The organism is Streptomyces sp. NPDC007346 (genome assembly GCF_040703535.1).
GTDB lineage: Bacteria > Actinomycetota > Actinomycetes > Streptomycetales > Streptomycetaceae > Streptomyces.
Map to the genome: position 1 here is coordinate 31,121 of NZ_JBEYKR010000040.1, position 17,513 is coordinate 48,633.

Below are 17,513 nucleotides of genomic sequence, written 5' to 3' on the forward strand. Positions count from 1 at the left end.
GGAACGTCGACGTCCGCTCTCCGTGCGTACCGGTGTGCCCGGCCGTCCGCGGCCTTCGGCGGAAGGTTGTCGGTGCGGCAGCCTAGACTCGGATGGCGATGAGCAGCCTCTTTGACGACAGTTTCCTGACCGGCCTCCAGCCCGCGGAGGACGGCCCGCCGCCGCCCCCCGAGGACCACGCACCCGAAGCGGTGCCGGAGGGACTCTTCGAGGGCGTCTTCGACGCGCCCCCGCCGCCCCGGGACGGGTATTACCGGGACGGCCACCCGCGCCCGGTCCTCGACGCCGCGGCGCTGCTCGACGGGCTCAACACCGAGCAGCGCGCCGCCGTCGTGCACGCGGGCTCCCCGCTGCTCATCGTCGCCGGGGCCGGCTCCGGCAAGACCCGGGTGCTCACCCACCGCATCGCCCACCTGCTGGCCGAGCGCGGGGTGCACCCGGGGCAGATCCTCGCGATCACCTTCACCAACAAGGCCGCCGGTGAGATGAAGGAGCGCGTCGAGCAGCTGGTGGGCCCGCGCGCCAACGCCATGTGGGTCATGACCTTCCACAGCGCGTGCGTCCGCATCCTGCGCCGCGAGTCGAAGAAGCTCGGCTTCACCTCGTCGTTCTCGATCTACGACGCCGCCGACTCCAAGCGGCTGATGGCCCTGGTCTGCCGCGATCTCGACCTGGACCCCAAGCGCTACCCGCCGAAGTCCTTCACCGCCAAGGTCTCCAACCTCAAGAACGAGCTCATCGACGAGGAGACCTTCGCCGGGCAGGCTGCGGATGGTTTCGAGAAGACGCTGGCCCAGGCGTACGCGCTCTACCAGGCCCGCCTGCGCGAGGCCAACGCCCTGGACTTCGACGACATCATCATGACGACGGTCCACCTCCTCCAGGCCTTCCCGGACGTCGCCGAGCACTACCGCCGCCGCTTCCGCCACGTCCTGGTCGACGAGTACCAGGACACCAACCACGCCCAGTACACGCTGGTACGGGAGCTGGTCGGCCCGGCCTCGGAGGCCACCGACGCCCCCGCCGAGCTGTGTGTCGTCGGTGACGCGGACCAGTCGATCTACGCCTTCCGGGGCGCGACCATCCGCAACATCCTCCAGTTCGAGGAGGACTACCCGAGCGCGACGACGATCCTGCTGGAGCAGAACTACCGCTCCACGCAGACGATCCTCTCCGCCGCCAACGCGGTCATCGAGCGCAACGAGAGCCGCCGCCCCAAGAACCTGTGGACCAACGCCGGCAGCGGCGCCCGCATCACCGGATACGTCGCGGACACCGAGCACGACGAGGCGCAGTTCGTCGCCGACGAGATCGACCGGCTCACCGACGCGGGTGACGCGAAGGCCGGTGACGTCGCCGTCTTCTACCGGACCAACGCCCAGTCCCGTGTCTTCGAAGAGATCTTCATCCGCGTCGGCCTGCCCTACAAGGTCGTCGGCGGCGTGCGCTTCTACGAGCGCAAGGAGGTCCGGGACGTCCTGGCCTACCTCCGCGTCCTGGCCAACCCCGAGGACACCGTCCCGCTGCGCCGCATCCTCAACGTGCCCAAGCGCGGCATCGGCGACCGCGCCGAGGCCATGATCGACGCCCTGTCGATGCGCGAGAAGATCTCCTTCCCGCAGGCCCTGCGCCGCGTCGATGAGGCGTACGGCATGGCGGCCCGCTCCTCCAACGCCGTCAAGCGTTTCAACACGCTGATGGAGGAGCTCCGGACGATCGTCGAGTCAGGCGCCGGACCCGCCGTCGTGCTGGAAGCCGTCCTGGAGCGCACCGGCTATCTCGCCGAGCTCCAGGCCTCCACCGACCCGCAGGACGAGACCCGCGTGGAGAACCTCCAGGAACTGGCGGCCGTCGCCCTCGAGTTCGAGCAGGAGCGGGCCGAGGAGGAGGGCGCGGGCACGCTCGCGGAGTTCCTGGAGAAGGTCGCGCTGGTCGCCGACTCGGACCAGATCCCCGACGAGGACGAGGACGGCTCCGGCGTCATCACGCTGATGACCCTGCACACGGCGAAGGGGCTGGAGTTCCCGGTCGTCTTCCTCACCGGCCTGGAGGACGGCGTCTTCCCGCACATGCGGGCCCTCGGCCAGACCAAGGAGCTGGAGGAGGAGCGGCGCCTGGCGTACGTCGGCATCACCCGCGCCCGCGAGCGGCTCTATCTGACCCGGGCCGCCATGCGCAGCGCCTGGGGCCAGCCCTCGTACAACCCGCCCTCGCGGTTCCTGGAGGAGATCCCGGAGGCGCACCTGGAGTGGAAGCGCAAGGGCCCGATGGCCGCCCCGGCCGGGCCCACCTCGGGCATCGCGTCCTCGCTCTCCTCCTCGCGCGCCCGCTCCGGCCCCTCGGGCTTCGCGACCCGGCGCGGTACGGAGAAGCCGACGGTCACGCTGGTGGCCGGGGACCGGGTCACGCACGACCAGTTCGGGCTCGGCACGGTGACGGCCGTCGAGGGGTTCGGCGACCAGGCCAAGGCGACGGTGGACTTCGGCGACGAGCGCCCGAAGAAGCTGCTCCTGCGGTACGCACCGGTCGAGAAGCTGTAGGCGGACGAGCGCGAGAAGGGGGCGGGACGGCCGCGAAGCCGTCCCGCCCCCTTCTCGTCCGTCCGTGCGGCGGAGGTCCGCTCGCTCAGGTCGGCTCGACGCCGTGGCTGCGCAGCCACGCCAGCGGGTCGACCGAGGCGCCGCCGCCGGGCCGGACCTCGAAGTGCAGGTGCGGACCGGTGGAGTTGCCCGAGTTCCCCGCGTATCCGATGACGTCACCGGCCTTCACCGGCCCCGAGCGGATCCTGGTGCTGCTGAGGTGGCAGTACCAGGTCTCCGTGCCGTCGGCCATGGTCACGATCGCCATGTTGCCGTAGGCGCCGTTCCACCGGGTCTGTACGGTGCCGTCGGTCGCGGCCATCACCGGGGCGCCGTAGGACACGGGGAAGTCGATGCCCGTGTGCACGGACATCCAGTTGATCCCCGCCTGGCCGTAGTAGGCGCTGAGGCCGTGCTGGTTGACCGGCAGGACGAACTTGGGGCGCAGCGCCTCGCGGCGGGCGGCCTCCTCCTCGCGCTTCTTCTTCTCCGCTGCCTGCCGCTCCTTGAGGTCGATGCGCTCCTGGGTGCGGCTCGCGCGCTCGCGGAAGTCGTCGCTCCCGACGGAGAGCTGCTCCAGCTGGCTGTCGAGCTTGTTGTTCGCGGCGACCGGCTTGACCGTGCTCGGGTCGGCGACGGCCAGCGAGGTGGTCTTCTCCTGCTTCTCCTCCTCGCCGATCCCGCTGACGGAGGCGGCCGCGATGCCCGCGACGCTCATCACGCAGGCGGAGGGGACCGCGACGGTCAGGAGGGCGGAGCGCTTGGCGGGGCTGCGGCGGCGGGCCCGGTTGCGCGGGGAGGGGGTGTGGAGCACGGTGCGGTCCGCGGGGAGCGGGGCGGCTTCGGGGGCGTCCCCGTCGTCCTGCGCGGGGGCGGCGTCCTCCGGTTCGAGGGCGGCGAACTCGGCGGTGGTGTCGCCCGCGGCCTCCGGCTCGTGAGCCGTCCGGTCCGTGCGGTCCATCCGGTCCGCACCGGACTGCTCGGCGGTCCCGGGCCCGGTCTCGTCGGGTGCCTGCTGTTCGTACAGCTGATGCGAAGTCTGTTCGGGTTCGTACGCGGAGTCCCCGGGCGTGGCGCCGGAGTTCCAGGCGGTCGCGTCGTAGGCGCCGGTGTCGTACGTCCCCGTGTCGTACGCGCCGGTGTCGTAGACCCCGGTGGTGTAGGCGGTGGTGTCGTACGTGCCGGTCGCGTCGGCGCCGATCGTCCCGTACGCCCCGGTGTCGTACGTACCCGCGTCGTGCGCGCCGGTCTCGTGCGCGCCGCCCCCGTAGATGTCCGACCCGTACGAGGAGTCGGCCATGTACGCGGTGCCCGTGCCGTAGGTGCCGGTGGCGTACGCCCCGGTGTCGTACCCGTCCGTCTCGTAGGCGCCCGTCCCGTAGGGGGCTGTGCCGTACGCGGCCGTGGTGAACCCGGCGGTGGGGAACGCGCCCGTGTCGGCGGTCGTCGCCCACGAGCCGGTGGCGTCCTGGTCGCCGGGCTGCTGCTGCCAGGCCGGCGTCGCGCCGGTGTCCCACTGCTGGTGGGCGGCGGCGGTCTGGGCCGGGGCGGCGTACGCGTCGTACGTGACGGTCTGCTGGGCGCCCGTGTCCCAGGCGGAGGAGTCGTACTGGCCGCTGTGGTCGCCGTAGGGGGCGGTGTAACCGGAAGCCGCGTAATCCGCGGTGTCGGGACCATCGGGGAGTGAACCGAAGAGCGGGTCGGTGTCGAAGCCGCCGGTCGATCGGGTGTCGTACCCGACGGGCCCGGCGTGGGGGTGCTGGTCGTTCACCAACTTCTCTCTCGCCTCGGCAGCAGGACTGTTCTGGGTTCCGGTCAGGGAGTCCCAGGGGGAAGCAGTGGCCGCGACTGTACCCGGCAGTATGTGAGGACGACAATCTTCGACGGGTTTTGCGCCCTCAGGAAACGGGCAATCGGCCGCCTTTCGGTGGACGGCAGACAGAGGCTTGGCCCTATGTTCGAGAGCTGTTCTAATTCAGGCGGCGGAGGTCGTTCCGGTTGAGGGTGCTGTCCCCTCCCGGGCCTCCTGTGACTCCAGGGCCTCACGGACGGCGGCGGCGACCGCCGGGTGCACCGGCAGGGCGAGATGCCCGATTCCGGTGACGCGTACGTTCACGGCGTCGAGGTCCGGATGGTCGACGCAGGCCGTCTCGACCGGCACCATCACCTGGTCCAGCTCGCTCCAGAAGCTGACGAACCGGGTCCGGCAGCCGGGAGCGGGGCGGCGCAGCTCCTCGATCAGCTGGGAGCCGCCGCGCATCTGCCGCACGATGGGGTGAATGCCGGCGCCGGGGGCGACGGCGGTGCCGCCGTGCGGGGTGCCGAGCGTGACGAGGGTGCGCACCCGGTGGTCGCCGCCCAGCCGTTGGACGTAATAGCGGGCGATCAGGCCGCCGAGGCTGTGCCCGACGATGTCGACCTCGTGCTGCCCGGTGCGGGCGCAGACCTCCTCCACGTGCCGGCCGAGCAGCTCGGCGCTGGTGCGCAGGTCGCGGGTGAGCGGCGAGTGGTTGAGGGACGTCAGGTGGCGGCGGCCGTGCCGGGCCAGTGCGCGGCGCAGCAGGACGAAGACGGAGCGGTTGTCGGCGAACCCGTGCAGCAGGACGACGGGCCGTTCGGCGGCCTGGGCGCCGGGCAGAGGGCGGGGGCGCGTCCCTGGTGGCGTTTCGGACGGCGCTTCCGGTGGCGTGCCGGTCGTGCCGGTCGTGCCGGTCGTGCCCGGTGGTGCTTCGGGCGGCGGGTCCGGGGCGTGGCGCTCCTGGGTGAGGCCGAAGGGGTAGGCGACCAGGTGGCCGGTGAGGACGACCAGCTCCAGGACGGTGGCGCCGAGCAGTTCGGTGGAGAGCCGGGGGCCCGGCAGGCCGGGGAGGCGGGGCAGCAGGGAGAGGAGAGGGAGAACCTTCACGCCGACCTCCTGCACTGGCGCACCGGGGAGGCGGCGACGGGCCGTACCACCGTGCCGTGCGGCTGGCGGCGCGGTGGTACGGCGACCTCGTAGCGGCTCGCCCCGCGCCGGTCCCGCGGCGGCCGGATGGCCGCGTCCCACGGGGGACGGTGCCTGGCGAACATGTCCCACGTGTGATTTCCCCCTCCCCGCCTGCCGCGAAACGGCGGCTTGCGGGATGCTGTGGATAACGTTCGTTCACATCCCCGGCCCTTCAGGCGCGGGAGACCATGTGGAGGCAGTGATGGGTGTGACCGGTCCGATCCGTGTGGTGGTGGCCAAGCCGGGACTCGACGGCCATGACCGCGGGGCCAAGGTGATCGCGCGGGCGCTGCGGGACGCCGGTATGGAAGTCATCTATACGGGGCTCCACCAGACCCCCGAGCAGATCGTCGGCACGGCGATCCAGGAGGACGCCGACGCGATCGGCCTCTCGATCCTCTCCGGGGCGCACAACACGTTGTTCGCCAAGGTGATCGAGCTGCTGAAGGAACGGGAGGCGGAGGACATCAAGGTGTTCGGCGGCGGGATCATCCCGGAGGACGACATCGCCCCGCTGAAGGAGCTGGGTGTGGCGGAGCTCTTCACCCCGGGCGCGACGACGACCGAGATCGTCACCTGGGTGAACGCGAACGTCCGCCAGCCCGCGCAGACCTGACCCGCGAGCCGGGTACGCGTCCGGGGGCGGGCGGCCGGGCGCGCCGCCGGGGGCGGGGGGTCAGGTCAGCTCCGCCTCCATCGTGGCGCGCAGGCGCAGCGTGGAGACCAGGCGCTGGAACGCCTCCGACCAGTAGCCGCCCGCCCCCGGCGACGCTCCTTCCTGCTCGTCCGGGGTGGCCGTGAGGACCTCCAGGCGGTCGGCCTCGGCCGGGTCCAGGCAGCGCTCGGCCAGACCCATCACCCCGCTGAAGCTCCACGGATAACTCCCGCCGTCCCGCGCGATGTCGAGCGCGTCGACCACGGCGCGCCCGAGCGGGCCCGTCCACGGCACCGTGCAGACACCGAGCAGCTGGAACGCCTCGGACAGCCCGTGCGCGGCTATGAACGCGGCCACCCAGTCGGCGCGTTCGGCCTGGGACAGCACCGCCAGGAGCTTGGACCGCTCGGCGATCGACGCGGGCCCGGGGGAGCCGGCCGGGGGCGCCGACGCCACACCGAGCAGGGCCCGCGCCCACTCCGGGTTGCGCTGGCGCACCGCGGCCCGGCACCAGGCGGCGTGCAGCTCGCCCGCCCAGTCGTCGGCGACCGGCAGCGCCACGATCTCCGCCGCCGGGCGCCCGCCGAACCGCTCCTGCCAGACCCCGAGCGGTGTGGCCTCCACCAACTGCCCGAGCCACCAGGACCGCTCGCCCCGGCCGGTCGGCGGAACGGCCGCCACCCCGTCGCGCTGCATCCCGGCGTCGCACTCGTGCGGCGCCTCCACGGCGATGGACGCCCCGGCCCCCGTACGGTCGGGATTGACGCACGACGTCGCGCGGGCCGCCATCCGCCCGGCGAAGGCCGACGAGGGCAGGGCGGAGAGCAGCTCGGCCGCCGTGGCGCGCACGTTGCGGCTGCGGTCGGCGAGCGCCCGCTCCAGGAACTCCTCGTCACCGGCGCCCAGTCCGGTCCGCAGGCAGTCCAGGAACATCAGCCGGTCCTCGGCCCGTTCGGTGGACCAGGTGGTGGTGAGCAGGGCGAGCGCGGCGGCGGGATCCTGCGCCCGTACGGCGTCGAGCAGCGCGACCCGCTCCGCGAACAGCCCCTCCTCCCACACCCGGCGCACCGCCTCCGGATCGCCGGTGTCGGGGAGGCGGGAGCCGCACGCGGAGCCGCGCAGGGCGAACTTCCACTCGGGGTTCAGCGCGGCCAGCCACAGCCCGAGCGGCCCGGCGAAGGCGAGCGCCTGCGGGCGCAGGTCGGTGCGCGCCCGCGCGGCGTCCAGCAGCGGCGGCACGAGGGCGGCCGGGGCCCGGAACCCCTGCCGGTTGGCGGTGGCCAGCCACTGCGGGATGAGCTCGGTGAGGTCGGGCGCCGACCCGCGCCGCCCGGAGGCGGTCGGCGCGGCCCGGTCGGCGAGCAGCTGGGCGAGCCGGTGCCGGGCCGCCTCGGGGAGCTGCGGGCGCGGGTCGTGCGGCGCGGGGGCGGGCCCGGCCCCCGGCACGGCGGGCCGCAGCCCGGCCCGCCGCCGCACGGTGTGCAGGGCGGCGGCGTCCAGCAGGGCGGCCGGTCCGTCGGCGGGCACCGGGCCCCCGGGCACCGCCGGCGGGCGGCGGTCGGTGCCCAGCAGGGCCGAGGTGACCAGCTCCTCCCAGGGAAGGGACGCGAGGGGGTGGGGCGGGGTGGTGGATGCGGTCGCGGTGGATGCGGTGGTGGCAGGCGTGGGCGCGGTCGGGCCGGTGGTGGTGCGAGGCATCGGGTTCCCTTCAGGGACGTTGAGGGCGTTCGGAGCGCTCAGAGCGTTCGGAGCGCTCAGGGCGCTCGGGGCGGTCGGTGGCGGGGTGGTGGAACGGCGGGTCAGATGAGCCGTACGGTCCCGTCCGTGACACCCCCGGACCCGCCCCCGAGCCCCGCCCCCGTGTCCCAGGCCGCGAACGGGTCGAAGCCGCGGTGGCCCAGCTCGCCGAAGACCGTGACCGGGCCGCCGCCGGAGAGTGCGACGAGCTTCCACAGCCCAGGGCGGGACAGCGCCGCCGGGGAGAGAGGCAGCGCGGATCGGCCCTCCGCGTCGGCCAGTTGCCAGCCGCCCTCGGACGGCACGGGTATGACGTCCCGCAGGGTGACCGGCCAGGCGTCCAGCCACGGGTCGCCCCGCAGCGCCTCCCCGTACGCGGCGAGGGCGGCCGCGGTGGAACCCCCCGGCGGCGGTGTGCCCGGCACCGGGGCGGGCGTGGCGGGCAGGGCGAACTGCCGGCCCAGGTCGGCCCGGAGCCCGCCGCCCGGGTACGGCGTGACCTCGGCGTCGATCGTGACGCCCACCGGCAGCGCGAGCTCCGGGGCGCGGCCCATCGCGCCGAAGGAGAGCAGCAGGGCCGTGCGGCCCGACTCCCTTCCGTACAGCCAGATCCGCCGGGTGGTGAGCCGGCCGTCCGGGGTGTCGTACTGCGCGAGGACCAGCCACCGGTCACGGACCGGCGGGCCTTCGGCGGACGTGGGCAGCCCCACCCGCGTACGCACCGTGGCGGCCAGCGGCTCCGGCAGCCGCTCCCGGCCCAGCCAGGCCGCGTCCAGCAGATGGAGCAGCCCGCACTCCTCCAGCAGCCGCACCGGCCAGCCCGGCCCGGAGCCGGGTATGGCCCCCAACTCCCGCACCCGGCCCGCCAGTCCGGGGGCCTGGGCGTCGACCATGCGGGCGGCGGTCTCCTCCCACAGGGTGTAGCCCGCCCGGTCGGCGGTGGCGAGCCCGCCCCGCAGCAGATCGGTCAGGCGCTGCTCCAGCTCCAGCGCCCCTCCCGTGACGCGCTCCGCCCGGCGCTCCGCCCGCTTCCGGGCGGCGGCACCGTCGGCGGGGCCCGGCCCCGGCTCCCCGTTCGCGACGGCCTCCTGCCTGGCCTGCTTGGCCTCCGCCCGTCCGCGGCGGGTGGTGAGCCACTGCTCGGCCCAGTCGGCCGGCTCGCCGTGCTGGACCGGGCCGTCACCGGAGGCCCGGAGCAGCAGCAGCCCCAGCGCGTGCTTGCAGGGGAACTTACGGCTCGGGCAACTGCACTTGTACGCGGGGCCCGTGGTGTCGACCACCGTCTGGTACGGCTTGCTCCCGCTTCCCTTGCACAGCCCCCACACCGCCCCCGATCCGTCGAAGCCCGTCCCCGACCAGTGTCCGGCCGAGGCCAGCTTGTTCCCCGCCTTGCGTGATGCGTCGTCAGGAGCCAGGGACAGCACCTGCTCCACCGTCCAGCGCGCCACCGTTTCCGTGGCGGGCAAGGGTTCTCCCCCGTGAGATAGCAGCATGGCGACGACGGTAGGGGGCGCCACTGACAGTCCGCCGTGACCTGCGCGTTCGCTGCCCGGCAACCGATTTGACTTTGCCTTCCCTTTGCGTTTCTCTGCGATCTCCGCACCCGGAACGGATCCGGTCGCGGACCGATCCAGGGGGGATCCCAGATGAAGCGCACCACCCGCACCACCCGCGTCGACCGCCGCGTCCGCACGGCCGCCTGTGCCCTCGCGGTCACCGGCCTCGTGTTCGGCCTCGGCGCCTGTTCGGCCGAGTCGGTGGACGAGGCGGTCGGCAAGGCGGTCGACAAGGCCGTGGACGAGACGTACGAGGTCACGTACGAGGTGACCGGCGAGAGCGTCGACGAGATCGCCTTCCACGCCGGGGGCGGCGACGCCATGGACCCGGAGCTGGAGACCGTCACCTCGCCCGCCCTGCCGTGGAAGAAGACGGTGACGCTGCGCGGCATCATGCCGCCCGCCGTCATGCCGCTGGCGGTGGAGGCCGACGGCACCGACGTCACCTGCACCATCACGTACCAGGGCAAGGTCATCAAGGAGGCGAAGGGCGAGGGCATGCTCACGGCCGGCGGCTGCGTCGCCGTCTCGCCGATCGTGGGCTGACGGCGAGCTGACCACGGGCTGACCGCGAGCTGATCGCGGCGGCCTTCGCCGGTCGCCGCGCAGGTGCCGCCGGGGTCCTGACCGCAGGTCAGAGCCCCGGCGGCGCCCGTCCGGGGGCCCGTTGTCAGTGCCATGGTGCACGGTGGGAACCACATCAGGTCGACCGATCAGTCGACGATCTGGAGGGGGATCCATGACCGTGCCCGAAACCACCACGACCGTCGGTGAGGCGTCCGGTGCCGAGGCCCTGCGCCCGCACGCCGAGGACGCGTTCGCCGACGAGCTGAAGGCGCTCGCCGCCGCCGACGACCGCCCCAGGCCCGCCCGTTGGCGCCTCTCGCCCTGGGCCGTCGCCACCTATCTCCAGGGCGGGACGCTGCCCGACGGAACGGTGATCACACCGAAGTACGTGGGCCCGCGCCGGTTGATCGAAGTGGCCGTGACCACCCTGGCCACCGACCGCGCGCTGCTCCTGCTCGGAGTCCCCGGGACCGCCAAGACGTGGGTGTCCGAACACCTCGCCGCCGCCGTCAGCGGCGACTCGACCCTGCTCGTGCAGGGCACCGCCGGCACCCCGGAGGAAGCCGTCCGCTACGGGTGGAACTACGCCCAGCTGCTCGCCCACGGCCCCAGCCGCGACGCGCTGGTGCCCAGTCCGCTCATGCGGGCCATGTCCCAGGGCATGACCGCCCGGGTCGAGGAGCTGACCCGCATCCCCGCCGATGTGCAGGACTCGCTCATCACGATCCTGTCGGAGAAGACCCTCCCCGTTCCCGAGCTGGGACAGGAGGTCCAGGCCGTCCGGGGCTTCAACGTCATCGCCACGGCCAACGACCGCGACCGGGGCGTCAACGAGCTCTCCAGCGCGCTGCGCCGCCGGTTCAACACCGTCGTCCTGCCGCTGCCGGCGACGCCCGACGCCGAGGTCGACATCGTCTCCCGCCGCGTCGACCAGATAGGCCGCTCGCTGGACCTGCCCGCCGCACCGGAAGGGCTCCTGGAGATCCGGCGCGTGGTCACCGTCTTCCGCGAGCTGCGCGACGGTGTCACCACCGACGGGCGCACCAAGCTCAAGTCGCCCTCGGGCACGCTCTCCACGGCCGAGGCGATCTCCGTCGTCACCAACGGCCTCGCGCTCGCCGCCCACTTCGGCGACGGCGTCCTGCGCCCGGCCGATGTCGCGGCGGGCATCCTCGGCGCGGTCGTCCGCGACCCGGCCGCGGACCGCGTGGTCTGGCAGGAGTACCTGGAGACCGTGGTCCGCGAGCGGGACGGCTGGAAGGACTTCTACCGCGCCTGCCGCGAGGTCTCCGTATGACCGGCCGCGAGGAGAACGGACGCGCGGCGACCGGGACGGCTGCGCCGGGGCCCGCCGTGCCCGTCGCCGGGCCGATGCTGCTGGGGGTGCGGCACCACGGGCCCGGTTCGGCCCGTGCGGTCCTCGCCGCGCTCGAAGCCGCCCGGCCGGCCGCCCTGCTGGTCGAGGGCCCGCCCGAGGGCGACGCGCTGCTGCCGCTCGCCGCCGACCCGCGGATGCGGCCGCCCGTCGCCCTGCTCGCCCATGCCGTGGACGACCCGGGACGGGCCGCCTTCTGGCCGCTGGCCGAGTTCTCGCCGGAGTGGGTGGCGATCCGCTGGGCCCTCGCCCACGACGTCCCGGTCCGCTTCATCGACCTCCCCGCCACCCACTCCCTGGCCCTGAAGGAGCCCCGCGGCAGACCTCCCGCCGAGGAGACCGCACCCGCGCCGGAGGCCGAGGAGGTCACGCCCGTCGTCGACCCGATCCGGGCGCTCGCCGAGACCGCCGGATACGACGACCCCGAGCGCTGGTGGGAGGACGTCGTCGAGCACCGCTCACCGGACGGTTCACCCACCGCCGACGCCCTCGCGCCGTTCACCGCGCTCGCGGAGGCCATGACGGCGCTGCGCGAGGCGTACGGGGACGGCGGGCACCCCCGGGACGCCGTACGCGAGGCGTACATGCGGATCCAGCTGCGCACCGCGCGCAAGGAGTTCGGGGACCACGTCGCCGTCGTCTGCGGCGCCTGGCACGTCCCCGCGCTCGCCGCGCGGACCACCCTCTCCGCCGACCGCGCCCTCCTCAAGGGGCTCCCGAAGGTCAAGGCCGAGATGACCTGGGTGCCCTGGACCCACCGCCGGCTCGCCCGGCACAGCGGTTACGGTGCCGGGATCGACTCACCCGGCTGGTACGGGCACCTCTTCGGCGCCGCCGACCGGCCGATCGAGCGGTGGATGACGAAGGTCGCCGGACTGCTGCGCGAGGAGGACCGCTTCGTCTCCACCGCCCACGTCATCGAGGCCGTCCGGCTCGCCGAGACGCTCGCGGCGATGCGGGGCCGCCCGCTGGCGGGCCTGGGCGAGACCACCGACGCGGTGCGCGCCGTGATGTGCGAGGGCTCCGACGTACCGCTCGCCCTCATCCAGGACCGCCTGGTCGTCGGCGAGACCCTCGGCGAGGTGCCCGACAGCGCCCCCGCCGTCCCGCTCCAACGCGACCTGACCCGCAGCCAGCGCTCCCTGCGGCTCAAACCGGAGGCGCTGGAGAAGGCGCTCGACCTCGACCTGCGCAAGGAGACCGACGCCGCCCGCAGCCGCCTCCTGCACCGGCTGCGCCTCCTCGGCATCGGCTGGGGCGAGCCGGCCGAGGGCCGGGGCGGCACCGGCACCTTCCGGGAGAGCTGGCGGCTGCGCTGGGAGCCCGAGCTGCACGTCCGGGTCGCCGAGGCCGGGGTGTGGGGCACCACCGTCGAGACCGCCGCCACGGCGCAGGCCGAGTCCCGGGCCCTCGCGGCGACCGCACTCTCCGAGGTCACCGCGCTCGCCGAGCACTGCCTCCTGGCCGGGCTGCCCGAAGCCCTGCCCGTCGTGATGAAGGCCCTCGCGGACCGCGCCGCACTCGACGCGGACGTGGGCCACCTCGCCGACGCCCTCCCGGCCCTCGCCCGCTCCCTGCGCTACGGGGACGTGCGCTCCACGGACACCGCCGCGCTGGCCGGGGTCGCCGCCGGACTCGCCGAGCGGATCTGCGTCGGCCTGCCCCCGGCCTGCACCGGCCTCGACACGGACGGGGCCGAGGCGCTGCGCCGCCAGGTGGACGGGGTGCACGGCGCGATCGGGCTGCTCGTCGCCGGCGCCACGCCCGCCGAAGGGCTCCGGGAGCGCTGGGGCGCCGTCCTGCGCAAGCTGGCCGGCCGGGACACGGTCGCCGGGATCATCCGGGGCCGCGCCACCCGGCTGCTGCTCGACGAGGGGCGGCTGACCGAGGACGAGGCGGCCCGCCTCATGGGCCTGGCCCTCTCGCCCGGCACCCCGCCCACCGACGCGGCGGCCTGGGTCGAGGGGTTCGTCGGCGGGGCGTCGGGCGGCGGCATGCTGCTGGTCCACGACGAGCGGCTGCTCGCCCTGCTCGACGCCTGGCTCACCAGCGTACCCGCCGAGACGTTCACCGACGTGCTGCCGCTCCTGCGCCGTACGTTCTCCGCCTACGAACCGGGCGTCCGACGCACCCTCGGCGAGCTGGTCCGGCGCGGCCCCGTCCCCGAGGGGGCCGGGAACGACGGCACGGACCTCGCGTACCCGGGCTTCGGCCCCGGCCTCGACCAGGAACGGGCCGACGCGGTGGAGCCGGTGCTGCACCTGCTCCTGGGCCGCACCCCCGTACCGGCGGAGGCGACCGCATGACCACGGGAGCGGCACACGCCTCACAACGGGCCCCACACCACGCCACACAGCACGACGACCGAACGGGGGAGACGGTGGGCACAGACACGGGCACGGGCACGGACATGAGCACGGGCACGGACATGGACACGGGCACGGGCACGGACATGGACACGGGCACGGAGAGGGCACGGGCCTCGGCGCGCCCCGCCGACGGCGAACGGATGCGGCGCTGGCGCATGGTGCTCGGCGCGGACAGCGCGGAGAGCACCGGCTGCACCCTCACCGGCCAGGACGCCGCCATGGACGGCGCGCTGAACGCGCTCTACGGCGGGGGCGGCGGCAGGAAGCCCGGCGGCCGGGGCAGCGGCGGGCGCTCGGCCGGGCTCGGCGCGTCCGCCCCCTCCGTGGCCCGCTGGCTCGGCGACATCCGTACGTACTTCCCCAGCTCCGTCGTCCAGGTCATGCAGCGCGACGCCATCGACCGGCTCGGCCTCTCCGCCCTGCTCCTGGAGCCGGAGATGCTGGAGGCCGTCGAGGCGGACGTCCATCTCGTCGGCACCCTGCTCTCCCTCAACAAGGCCATGCCCGAGACGACCAAGGAGACCGCGCGGGCCGTCGTCCGCAAGGTCGTCGACGACCTGGAGAAGCGGCTGGAGAGCCGCACCCGGGCCACTCTCACCGGGGCCCTGGACCGCTCGGCGCGGATCAGCCGGCCGCGCCACCGGGACATCGACTGGGACCGCACCATCCGCGCCAACCTGAAGAACTACCTGACCCTCCCCGGAACGGACGGCGGCCCGGACACGGGCACGGTCGTCCCGGAGCGCCTCATCGGCTACGGCCGCGCCTCGCAGTCGGTGAAGAAGGACGTCATCCTCTGCATCGACCAGTCGGGCTCGATGGCCGCCTCGGTCGTCTACGCCTCGGTCTTCGGCGCGGTGCTCGCCTCCATGCGCACCCTCGCCACCCGCCTCGTCGTCTTCGACACGGCGGTCGTCGACCTCACCGACCAGCTCGACGACCCGGTCGACGTCCTCTTCGGCACCCAGCTCGGCGGCGGCACGGACATCAACCGGGCGCTCGCCTACTGCCAGTCGAAGATCACCCGTCCGGCGGACACCGTCGTCGTCCTCATCAGCGACCTCTACGAGGGCGGCATCCGCGACGAGATGCTGAAGCGGGTCGCGGCGATGAAGGCGTCGGGCGTGCAGTTCGTGACCCTGCTCGCCCTCTCCGACGAGGGCGCCCCCGCCTACGACCACGAGCACGCGGCGGCGCTCGGCGCGCTGGGCGCGCCCGCCTTCGCCTGTACGCCGGACCTCTTCCCGGACATCATGGCCGCCGCGATCGAGAAGCGGCCCCTGCCCATACCGGACAAGGAGACGGAGGCCTAGACCCGCCACGAGGAGCCCCCGTCCGGCACCCTCTGTGACCGTTATCACCGCTCAGGTGTGATCTGCGATTTAGGGGCACGCGGAGTGCGGGGATAACCTGCCGGGTGGACATGCCGCGTACTCGGACACCGTGTGCGCCTCCCTAGTGACAGAGCAGTCACGTTGCCCTTCGCGGCACGCCCACGCAGAAGAACGAACCGCGATACCACTTATAAGGGACGGACGCGCGTGGACCTGTTCGAGTACCAGGCGAGGGACCTCTTCGCCAAGCACGGTGTACCGGTGCTGGCCGGTGAAGTCATCGACACGCCTGAGGCAGCCCGCGAGGCGACCGAGAAGCTGGGCGGCAAGTCGGTCGTCAAGGCGCAGGTGAAGGTCGGCGGCCGCGGCAAGGCCGGTGGCGTCAAGCTGGCCGCCTCCGCCGACGAGGCGGTCGCCAGGGCGACCGACATTCTTGGCATGGACATCAAGGGCCACACGGTCCACAAGGTGATGATCGCCGAGCTGTCCCCGGAGATCGAGGCGGAGTACTACGTCTCGTACCTCCTGGACCGCACCAACCGCACCTTCCTGGCCATGGCCTCGGTGCAGGGCGGCATGGACATCGAGGAGGTCGCGGAGAAGACCCCCGAGGCCCTCGCGAAGGTCCCGGTCGACTCCAACTCCGGCGTGGACATCGTCAAGGCCCGCGAGATCGTGGCCCAGGCGAAGTTCCCGGCCGAGGTGGCCGAGAAGGTCGCCGAGGTCCTGGTGACGCTGTGGGACACCTTCGTCGCCGAGGACGCGCTCCTCGTCGAGGTCAACCCGCTGGTGAAGACCAAGGACGGCCGCATCCTGGCGCTGGACGGCAAGGTCTCGCTCGACGAGAACGCCGACTTCCGCCAGCCGGGCCACGAGGCCCTGGAGGACAAGGCCGCGGCCAACCCGCTGGAGGCCGCCGCCAAGGCCAAGAACCTCAACTACGTCAAGCTCGACGGCGAGGTCGGCATCATCGGCAACGGTGCCGGTCTGGTCATGTCGACCCTGGACGTCGTCGCGTACGCCGGTGAGCAGCACGGCGACGTGAAGCCGGCCAACTTCCTCGACATCGGTGGCGGCGCCTCCGCCGAGGTCATGGCGAACGGCCTGGAGATCATCCTCGGCGACTCGGACGTCAAGTCCGTCTTCGTCAACGTCTTCGGTGGCATCACCGCCTGCGACGAGGTCGCCAACGGCATCGTGCAGGCGCTCGCGCTGCTCGAGTCCAAGGGCGAGAAGGTCGAGAAGCCGCTGGTCGTGCGTCTCGACGGCAACAACGCGGAGCTGGGTCGCAAGATCCTCTCCGACGCCAACCACCCGCTCGTGCAGCGCGTGGACACCATGGACGGCGCGGCCGACAAGGCCGCCGAGCTCGCCGCGGCTGCGAAGTAAGGACGAGGGACTCCAACACCATGGCTATCTTCCTCACCAAGGACAGCAAGGTCATCGTCCAGGGGATGACCGGCGCCACGGGCATGAAGCACACCAAGCTCATGCTGGCCGACGGCACCAACATCGTCGGTGGCGTGAACCCCCGCAAGGCGGGCACGTCCGTCGACTTCGACGGCACCGAGGTCCCGGTCTTCGGCTCCGTCAAGGAAGCGATGGAGAAGACGGGCGCGAACGTCTCCGTCCTCTTCGTGCCGCCGGCGTTCTCCAAGGCCGCCGTCGTCGAGGCGATCGACGCCGAGATCCCGCTCGCGGTCGTCATCACCGAGGGCATCGCCGTTCACGACTCCGCCGCCTTCTGGGCGTACGCGAACGAGAAGGGCAACAAGACCCGGATCATCGGCCCCAACTGCCCGGGTCTCATCACCCCCGGCCAGTCCAACGCCGGTATCATCCCGGGCGACATCACCAAGCCCGGCCGCATCGGTCTCGTGTCCAAGTCCGGCACGCTGACCTACCAGATGATGTACGAGCTGCGTGACATCGGCTTCTCCTCCGCCGTCGGCATCGGTGGCGACCCGGTCATCGGTACGACGCACATCGACGCCCTCGCGGCGTTCGAGGCGGACCCGGAGACCGACCTCATCGTGATGATCGGCGAGATCGGCGGCGACGCCGAGGAGCGTGCCGCCGACTTCATCGCGAAGAACGTCACGAAGCCGGTCGTCGGCTACGTCGCGGGCTTCACCGCCCCCGAGGGCAAGACCATGGGCCACGCGGGCGCCATCGTCTCCGGCTCCTCCGGCACCGCCCAGGCGAAGAAGGAGGCCCTCGAGGCCGCCGGCGTGAAGGTCGGCAAGACGCCGACCGAGACCGCCAAGCTGGCGCGCGAGATCCTCGGCGCCTGAGTCAGGCACCGTAGACACGCGGCTACGGCGCGGGCCCGCACCCCTGTTGAGGGGCGCGGGC

The 17,513-nt window shown here is 73.1% G+C and carries 12 protein-coding genes; 8 read left to right on the top strand and 4 right to left on the bottom strand.

Annotation, left to right across the window (positions count from 1 at the left end):
• Positions 1-98 precede the first annotated feature (98 nt).
• Positions 99-2,540 (top strand): DNA helicase PcrA, encoded by a 2,442-nt coding sequence (gene pcrA / locus AB0917_RS13475; protein ID WP_366819657.1) that lies wholly within the window; start codon positions 99-101, stop codon positions 2,538-2,540.
• An 85-nt stretch (positions 2,541-2,625) separates the two neighbouring features.
• Here pcrA and AB0917_RS13480 read toward each other — a convergent pair whose 3' ends face one another.
• A complete protein-coding gene (locus AB0917_RS13480) occupies positions 2,626-4,350 on the bottom strand; it encodes a peptidoglycan DD-metalloendopeptidase family protein (RefSeq protein WP_366819658.1) in 1,725 nt (574 codons plus the stop codon).
• Positions 4,351-4,554: 204 nt separating this feature from the next.
• Positions 4,555-5,484 carry an alpha/beta fold hydrolase gene (locus AB0917_RS13485; protein WP_366819659.1) on the bottom strand — a complete coding sequence of 310 codons (930 nt, stop codon included), beginning with the start codon at positions 5,482-5,484 and terminating at the stop codon, positions 4,555-4,557.
• Between the two features lie 283 nt (positions 5,485-5,767).
• Between AB0917_RS13485 and AB0917_RS13490 the strand changes: the two genes are divergently transcribed.
• Positions 5,768-6,181 carry a cobalamin B12-binding domain-containing protein gene (locus AB0917_RS13490; RefSeq protein ID WP_366819660.1) on the top strand — a complete coding sequence of 138 codons (414 nt, stop codon included), beginning with the start codon at positions 5,768-5,770 and terminating at the stop codon, positions 6,179-6,181.
• A 60-nt stretch (positions 6,182-6,241) separates the two neighbouring features.
• Here the strand turns inward: AB0917_RS13490 and AB0917_RS13495 are convergent, their stop codons facing one another.
• Positions 6,242-7,918, bottom strand: a complete 1,677-nt coding sequence (locus AB0917_RS13495; RefSeq protein WP_366819661.1) for a DUF5691 domain-containing protein — start codon at positions 7,916-7,918, stop codon at positions 6,242-6,244.
• Between the two features lie 101 nt (positions 7,919-8,019).
• Positions 8,020-9,450 (bottom strand): SWIM zinc finger family protein, encoded by a 1,431-nt coding sequence (locus AB0917_RS13500; protein WP_366819662.1) that lies wholly within the window; start codon positions 9,448-9,450, stop codon positions 8,020-8,022.
• A gap of 153 nt (positions 9,451-9,603) precedes the next feature.
• Between AB0917_RS13500 and AB0917_RS13505 the strand changes: the two genes are divergently transcribed.
• The 6 genes from AB0917_RS13505 to sucD all read left to right on the top strand — a co-directional run bounded on the left by AB0917_RS13505 (position 9,604) and on the right by sucD (position 17,452).
• The gene (locus tag AB0917_RS13505) at positions 9,604-10,059 is read left to right on the top strand and encodes an MmpS family transport accessory protein (protein WP_366819663.1); all 456 of its coding nucleotides are present in this window, start codon (positions 9,604-9,606) and stop codon (positions 10,057-10,059) included.
• 193 nt (positions 10,060-10,252) lie between these two features.
• Positions 10,253-11,377, top strand: a complete 1,125-nt coding sequence (locus AB0917_RS13510; RefSeq protein ID WP_366819664.1) for an AAA family ATPase — start codon at positions 10,253-10,255, stop codon at positions 11,375-11,377.
• 74 nt (positions 11,378-11,451) lie between these two features.
• Positions 11,452-13,761, top strand: coding sequence for a DUF5682 family protein (locus AB0917_RS13515; protein WP_366819667.1), 2,310 nt, complete (start codon positions 11,452-11,454; stop codon positions 13,759-13,761).
• Positions 13,762-13,907: 146 nt separating this feature from the next.
• The gene (locus AB0917_RS13520; protein WP_366819668.1) at positions 13,908-15,137 is read left to right on the top strand and encodes a VWA domain-containing protein; all 1,230 of its coding nucleotides are present in this window, start codon (positions 13,908-13,910) and stop codon (positions 15,135-15,137) included.
• 228 nt (positions 15,138-15,365) lie between these two features.
• Positions 15,366-16,547: an ADP-forming succinate--CoA ligase subunit beta gene (gene sucC / locus AB0917_RS13525; protein ID WP_366819665.1), complete on the top strand. Its 1,182-nt coding sequence runs from the start codon at positions 15,366-15,368 to the stop codon at positions 16,545-16,547.
• A 20-nt stretch (positions 16,548-16,567) separates the two neighbouring features.
• A complete protein-coding gene (sucD, locus tag AB0917_RS13530; protein ID WP_164612672.1) occupies positions 16,568-17,452 on the top strand; it encodes a succinate--CoA ligase subunit alpha in 885 nt (294 codons plus the stop codon).
• Positions 17,453-17,513 lie beyond the last annotated feature (61 nt).